At 70.0% G+C, this 6,949-nt stretch carries 4 protein-coding genes and 1 pseudogene; 1 reads left to right on the top strand and 4 read right to left on the bottom strand.

Translation table 11 applies throughout. The annotated features are described in order from the left end of the window. The 4 genes and pseudogenes from EHS43_RS32915 to EHS43_RS32900 all read right to left on the bottom strand — a co-directional run. Positions 1-352, bottom strand: a pseudogene (locus EHS43_RS32915) (hypothetical protein); the annotation flags it as partial. Next, a complete protein-coding gene (locus EHS43_RS32910; protein WP_125194325.1) occupies positions 342-1,379 on the bottom strand; it encodes a MoxR family ATPase in 1,038 nt (345 codons plus the stop codon). The gene EHS43_RS32910 and the pseudogene EHS43_RS32915, both read right to left, overlap by 11 nt. Before the next feature lie 9 nt (positions 1,380-1,388). Then, positions 1,389-3,170 carry a trypsin-like peptidase domain-containing protein gene (locus EHS43_RS32905; RefSeq protein WP_125194324.1) on the bottom strand — a complete coding sequence of 594 codons (1,782 nt, stop codon included), beginning with the start codon at positions 3,168-3,170 and terminating at the stop codon, positions 1,389-1,391. Continuing rightward, positions 3,167-3,517, bottom strand: a complete 351-nt coding sequence (locus EHS43_RS32900) for a CU044_2847 family protein (protein ID WP_125194323.1) — start codon at positions 3,515-3,517, stop codon at positions 3,167-3,169. Before EHS43_RS32900 ends, EHS43_RS32905 begins: the two co-directional genes overlap by 4 nt. Before the next feature lie 1,070 nt (positions 3,518-4,587). On the opposite strand from EHS43_RS32900, the gene EHS43_RS32895 reads away from it, so the two are divergent. Beyond that, positions 4,588-6,949: glycosyl hydrolase (locus EHS43_RS32895; protein WP_221740779.1), on the top strand; the 2,362-nt coding region annotated here is incomplete at its 3' end.

Raw genomic sequence — 6,949 nt, 5'->3', positions numbered from 1 at the left:
GCACGGGATCCTTCTTCTTGCCGGGCAGGTGGAGGGGGACGCGGTCGCCGGGGAACTGCGGCAGGGCGAAGGTCCCGTCCGGCGCGGGTGCGGAGCTCGCAGGCCGTCCCGTGTCCGGCCGGTCCGAGGAAGGCGTGGAGGTGAACCGCCGGGACGGCCGTGGGGGAGGGGGACGGAAGTCGTCCGGGCCCGCGACGTGTTGCGCCAGCCACAGGGCTTCCGCCAGTTCCACCGGTGTCGGCCCGTCACCGCCGCCCGCCCGGGCGAGCACGGCGGCGAGCCGGTCCGCGCCCAGACGACGTACCCCTTCGCCGGAGCGGCCGGGAGGCGCCGGGCTCCCGTCAGAAGACATCGGACTCGTCCCGTACCCGGCCGTCCTGCGCCGCGTTCAGATACGGCAGCAGCCGCTCTGCGAGTGCGTCCCGGGACACCGCGTCCAGTTCGGGCCCGGCAGTGCCGGCCAGGTAGATCGCGTTCAGCAACTGGTCCGTGGCCAGCTCACCCATGACCTGACGTTCCAGGAAGCGGTCGATCAGCTCGGCGGCGTACTCGTCGAGCTCGCCCAGATGCGCCCGTACGATGCTTTCGAGGTGGTCCCTGCTCGGGCGGCGCAGCGTCAAGTGGACGCACCGCCGGAGGAACGCGGGCGGGAACTCCTGCTCGCCGTTGCTCGTCAGCACCACGAACGGAAACGCCCGGCAGCGTACGCGGCCCTCGTTCACGCGCACATGGTCGGACGTGCCGTCGACCATCACCCGGGCGGACGGGGCGCGCTGGGCCACCCGGACCAGCTCGGGGATCTCGTACTGGCCCTCCTCCAGGACGTTCAGCAGGTCATTGGGCAGGTCCAGGTCGCTCTTGTCGAACTCGTCGATCAGCAGGGCGCGGGGGCGTTCGTAGGGCAGCAGGGCGGTCCCGAGCGGGCCGAGCCGCAGGTGGTCCTGGACCTCCGTGTCGGGCGGGTCCTCGTGTGAGGAGCCACGGCCGGCGGCGTACAGGCGGGAGAGCGGGTCGTAGTGGTAGAGCCCTTCGCGGAGCGTGGTGCGGCTGGTGATGTTCCAGCGCAGGACCGGGCCGAGACCGAGTTCGCGCGCCACCGAGTACGGCAGGCTCGACTTGCCGCTGCCCGGCGGGCCAGTCACCAGCAGCGGGCGGCGCAGGTACAGCGCGGCATTGACCAACTGGACCGCCTCGTCCGTGGCCAGATAGGTACGGGCGCGATGCCGACGGTCGGGCGAAGCGGCCGCGCTGTCACCGCCGTCGAGGGGGATCGGCAACGCCGGACCGCCGTCGAAGGCACGCCAGGGCGGCGGCGGGGGAAGCAGCTCGATGCCGTCGTGCGGCTCGCTCGTACCGGTGTACACGGGCCACAGGGACATGAGTGCTCCTCAGGGACGCGAGGGGTCGGCGACCGGAGTGTGCCGGTAGCCCACGGGATCGGGCAGACAGCGGGGGTCCTCCCACAGCAACGCCAGGTCGTACGCCCAGTGCGGCTCCGTCTCCTGGGCGGCGTACGCCTTCTCGCGCAACAGATGGACGTAGGCCGGCAGTTCTTTCGGGGGGAGGTCCGCGAGGTGTTCGGCGAGGTGGTCCAGGAAGACGGCGCCCCGGCAGCCCTCGTGCGGGTTCCGGCCGTGACAGCCGGAGTGGGGCCACACGAGCACGGGCACGGCGGCGTTCAGGGTCGCCCTGAAGAGGCGGGCGGCGCCAGCTCCACGTGGGGGGACGCCGAAGCCCACCATGTCGGCGTCGCCACGGAGTTCGAGCGTCAGCTTCACCTCCTCCTGCGGATCCTGTCCGGCCGGCTCGCAGCCGACCCGCTGCATCCGGGCGGAGGAACAGGTGTCGAGACGCCGCCAGTTCCGCACGAGATGCCGTTGCAGGACTCCGCTGCGACGCCTCTCCAGATCGAGCACGACGACCGGGGCGATCGCGCCGAGCGGGCTCGCGTCATCGTCGCTGCGCGGCCACCGCGCCACACCCGTGTTCAGCCAGCGACGCGGCAGCACGAACGCGATCAGCTCCCGGGCGTCCTGGTCGAGCAACCGGTAGGCGTCGTCGATGCGCTCCAGCGCGTAGCCGCGGACGCGCTCGGCGGGGAGGGTCCGGGAGCCCACCATCCTGCGGTACTGCCCGTCGTACACGGAAACCTCCACCATGAACCGGCCTTCTCCGGAGCCGCTGGGGGAGATCTCGACGAGGATCGGCGACCAGGGCTGAGGGGTCTCGGGAGGCCGCACCGGCGCCGGCGGGTCCGGTGGCCCGTACGACTGTCCGTACGACTGTCGGGACCAGGACCGCAGTGCCGCGCGTACCGAGACGTCCTCCACGAAGTCCGCGAGCCGCTCGGTGAACCGGACGAGAGCCGACGGGTCGGGCACCTCGAAGAGCAGGCAGCACACCGCGTCCCACAGGGAGCGGATTCTGTGGGTGGGGTCGGGCCCGTTCCTGCCCACGGACGCGCGGTAGAGCCGCTCGGGATGGCATTCCAGGCCGCCTCGCTCCACCCGGCCGGACATGTCGGTCAGCAACTCCCGTAACCGGGTCTTCTCCTCGCGGGTGAATCCGGGAGTCGGCACGAGTTCCGCGAGCGGCGGCCAGTAACGGGCCAGCACCTGGGCGGGCAGCATCCGGCCGTTGCGGACTCCAGGGTCGCGCGCGGCTTCGGTGACCATGCCCACGACCTTTCCCGTGTCCGCGAGCGTCAGTGCCGCGCCGCTGAAGCCGCGGACCAACGGCTGGCCGTGCGCGGCCCAGGATTCGACCTGGATCCAGTCCCCGGCGATCAACTGATCGTAGGTCGTCCGGTATTCGGCGAAGGTCCCGTCGTCATAGGCCTTGGGGAACCCGTAGGCCACGAGTCTGCGCGGAGGATGACCGAAGGCGTCCGTCACGCCCGCGAACTGCGCCGGTTTCAGCAGGACTTGGTGGTCGAGTTCCAGCACGGCCATGTCGCCCGTCCCGGTGGTACGGTCGTCCCAGCCGCCATGGGCGACCACCCGCGCACCGACGGACTCCTCGCCGTCGTGCGCGAAGGTCACACGAATCGGGTCCGCCTTGCTACGGGCGACGACGTGCGCGCAGGTCAGCACATGGCGCTCGGTGACCAGGAATCCCGTACCGGTGGTGGGGCCGCAGACGATCCTGGCGTGCCAGGCCGCACTCCTCATGGCGCGGGGAGGGTCTCCGGGGGGCCGGCATTCTGCCCCGGAGACCAGGAGAGCTTGACCATGAGATGGCCCTCGACCGCGCTCTTCGCGATCAGGGCGCCCGCCTCCGCGCTGAGCTTCACCCCGAACTCGATCTCGACGGAGTCGGGTTGCAGCGAGACGCTCTTGAAGACCTGCAACGCCGTCTCGGCCGCCGAGCGCACCCCGCCCAGGGCCTCCTCGAAGGTGCGGGTCGCCCGGACGGTGCCGTCGTCCCGTGCGACGAGGCGTGACCCCGACTCCTCCTCCACGCCCTCGACGGCGATCACCGCACCGTCGGCGGTCCTGAACTCGACCACGCCTTCCATGACGCCCCCGTCCGTGTGACCCCTCGCCTCGCCATTGTTACGGACGGTACTTTCACTTGTCCCGGTTTCCGCCCCGGCTGCGACAGTTCATGGCGGCGTCCGCCTCTCCGTGGACGCGATCATCCCCAGCTCCGCCAGCTCCTGCGGCTGGACCGCAGCTGGTCCGCCCTCGTCTCCGCTTCCGCCGGAGCCGGCCTGCCGAGCAGGAGACGGTGATCGGGGTGCGGGCAAGGCGGACGTGGCGGACAGCTCGGCCATGGCCGCCGCCCGCGCCCTGTTGTCCGGCTTCACGGCACCCACATGCCCCGGACGCCCCCACACCCAGCGGCTACGGATTTCTCGATCCACGGGACGTCGCCGAAGCGGTGATCTTCAAGGTGACGCGCCCTCTCAGCAACGCGCTGAACGAGCCCCTGACTCGGCCACTGAGCAGATCATCTGAAGTGGTTCTGCACAGTGCGACTCGGAGGTCGGTCGCATGTCGTGCTGTGGCTGCGCTCGGGTGTGCCGGGAATTCATCGACGAGGGGGCCATCGCCCGCCTCGGTAACACCTCCTGGGCCGCCGTACGGGAGGCCCGCACCGCGAGGGTCCGTCCGGCCGTGCCGCGGCTGTCGTCGTGCCGTGCGGGTGGCGGAGGTGGTCCTGGTGGTCGAGGGCGGATCGACCGTCGAGCGGGGGCGCACCAGAAGTTGTTCTCCATCGGCGGGCGGTACGCGGAGTCATACGAGAGCAGTCCAAGCTGCAGACCGCCGGCGCGACGGACATCGCAGCGAGTGAAGACGGTGGGGTATCGGCTGTGGGGTAACGGCCGGCGCCAGGGGTGTCGCGGCGAAGAATCATCGCGCGCTGTATTGACGGTCACCCGAGGTGATCCTAGCCTTCCCGGCTTGAGAGCGCTCTCAAATTGCATTAGCCCGGTTCATCTATGGCCTGGACCTGGGAAACGAAAGTGCCGTATTTCTCCTGCCGAAGGGTGCACCGATGTCAAGAGAGGCAGTTCAGCCGCACAGAGCGCAGCCCTTAAGGACGGCGCCGTGGTCCGCGCCTTGGCGGCGGGTGGCCGGGTTCGTGGCCGTCGTCGCTCTGCTCAGCGGCCTCCTCACCATGCTCGGCTCCACGTCGGCCGGCGCCGACACGGTGGGCGCCGGCAGCTACACCACCACGGCGCCCGGCCCGCTGCCCTCGGGATGCGCGGACCTGTCCACCAACCCGCGCCACTGGGTCACGTCCGACGCCCCGTCGGGCGCCGTGCCCACCAACGACTGGTGGTCGTCGATCCTCTGGAAGCGCACCAACTGTGCTTACGGAGAACCCCTGTTCGCGCAGCCGCTCGGCTTCCGGGCCCAGTCCGGAGGGCTGGAAGTCTCCTACAGCACCAAACCGACGATCTCCGGCAGCGCCAAGGGCGTGGGTGAGTACCACTTCGACTACAAGGAGGACTTCGTCGTCGGCGTCTCCGGCCTGGCCGCCCCCGAGGTGAAGGTCGACGACTGGAGCGACTGGACCGTCAGCCCGTACCTCAGCGACGGTGCGCACACCCTGCGCGCGACCATCGGCTCGGGCCTGCCCTTCGCCTACTTCCGTGCGACGGGCGGCACCGCCCAGATCAAGGCCGCCGCCGACGCGACCGTGGCCGTCTGGTCCAACTCCGGCCCCACGATTGGCTACACGGTCGCCGGACACGACTACGTGGCCTTCGCCCCGAGCGGCGCCTCCTGGTCGGTCAGCGGCTCCACCTTCACGTCCTCGCTCGCGGGCAAGGACTACTTCTCCGTCGCTGTACTGCCGACGACGCCGTCCACCGCGAGCGCCGACCGGGCCGCGCTCGCGGCCGAGTACGCCAGGTACGCGTACGACCACGTCACCGGCACCGCGGTGTCCTACCGGTACGACGAGGCCGACAGCACGGTCACCACCACCTACCGCTACACGACCACAACCCTTGAGGGGGCGGCCACCGGCACGGTCGCGGCCCTGCTGCCGCACCAGTGGCGCCACCTGTCCGAGGGCAGTCCGCTGCCGCAGACGTACATCTCCTCCCGTGGCCCGCTGAAGGTGCTCACCGGCGTCACGTCCTTCTCGACGTCGATGGTCTTCCACGGAGTGCTGCCCGAGATACCGGGAGTCGCCGACAGTTCCGGCGCCGACGCGACGACACTGCGGAACTACCTGGACGCCGAGAAGGCCGACCCGACGCGCCAGCAGAGCGACGACACGTACTGGACCGGCAAGGGCCTGGGGCGCGCCGCACGACTGGCGGAGATCGCCGACCAGACGGGTGACACCGCCGTCCGTGACGCCGCCCTGTCCGCGATCAAGTCCAAGCTCACGGACTGGTTCACCGCCTCGCCGGGCAAGACGGGCCACCTCTTCTACTACGACGACAAGTGGGGCACCCTGATCGGCTATCCGGCCTCCTACGGGTCCGACCAGGAGCTGAACGACCACCACTTCCACTACGGCTACTACATCGCCGCCGCCGCGACCCTCGCCAGGTTCGACCCCACGTGGGCCGACGCCGACCACTACGGCGGCATGGTGGACCTGCTCATCCGGGACGCCAACAACTACGACCGCAGCGACGAACGCTTCCCTTATCTGCGGGACTTCGACATCTACGCCGGTCACGACTGGGCCTCCGGGCACGGCTCGTTCGCTGCGGGCAACAACCAGGAGTCGTCCTCCGAGGGGATGAACTTCGACAACGCGCTCATCCAGTGGGGCACCGTCACCGGGAACAAGGCCGTCCGGGACGCAGGCATCTACATGTACACCACGCAGGCCGCCGCCATCGAGGACTACTGGTTCGACGTCCATGACCAGGTCTACCCGGGCGACTTCCCGCACAAGGAGGTCGGCATGGTCTGGAGCAACGGAGGTGCCTACTCCACCTGGTTCTCCAGCGCCCCGGAGCAGATCCAGGGCATCAACCTGCTGCCGGTGACCGGCGGACACCTCTACCTCGGTGCCAACCCGGCCTATGTGAAGGCCAATTACCAGGAGATGCTCGATCAGGCGGGCAAGACCCAGCCCGGCATCTGGCCCGACATCTGGTACGAGTACCTGGCGCTGGGCGACGGCGACGCGGCCCTGGCCGCCTTCCGCGCGAACAGTTCCCTCACCTCCGAGGAGGGCGAGAGCAAGGCCCACACCTTCCACTGGATTCGAAACCTTGCCGCGCTGGGCACCGTGGACACCGGCGTCACCGCCGACAGCCCGCTGGCCGCGGTCTTCGTCAAGAACGGCGAACGCACCTACGCCGCCGCCAACACCACCGCCACTGACACCGCCGTACACTTCTCCGACGGAACCACCGTGCAGGTGCCCGCCGGAAAGACGGTCACGGCCGGCGCCCACATCTGGACCGGCGGCAGCGGACCCGGCGGTACCGATCCCACTCCAACTCCAACCCCCACCCCTACGCCGACAC

Origin of the sequence: Streptomyces sp. RP5T (assembly GCF_003933965.1) — a bacterium.
In the GTDB taxonomy this organism is placed as follows: domain Bacteria; phylum Actinomycetota; class Actinomycetes; order Streptomycetales; family Streptomycetaceae; genus Streptomyces.
The sequence above is the reverse complement of the archived record's forward strand: the minus strand, read 5'-3'. Positions and strand labels throughout refer to the sequence as shown.

Excerpts from the sequence above, each read along its gene's own strand:
- EHS43_RS32910 (WP_125194325.1), bottom strand. The coding sequence starts at position 1,379 with ATGTCCCTGTGGCCCGTGTACACCGGTACGAGCGAGCCGCACGACGGC.
- EHS43_RS32905 (WP_125194324.1), bottom strand. The coding sequence starts at position 3,170 with ATGAGGAGTGCGGCCTGGCACGCCAGGATCGTCTGCGGCCCCACCACC.
- EHS43_RS32900 (WP_125194323.1), bottom strand. The coding sequence starts at position 3,517 with ATGGAAGGCGTGGTCGAGTTCAGGACCGCCGACGGTGCGGTGATCGCC.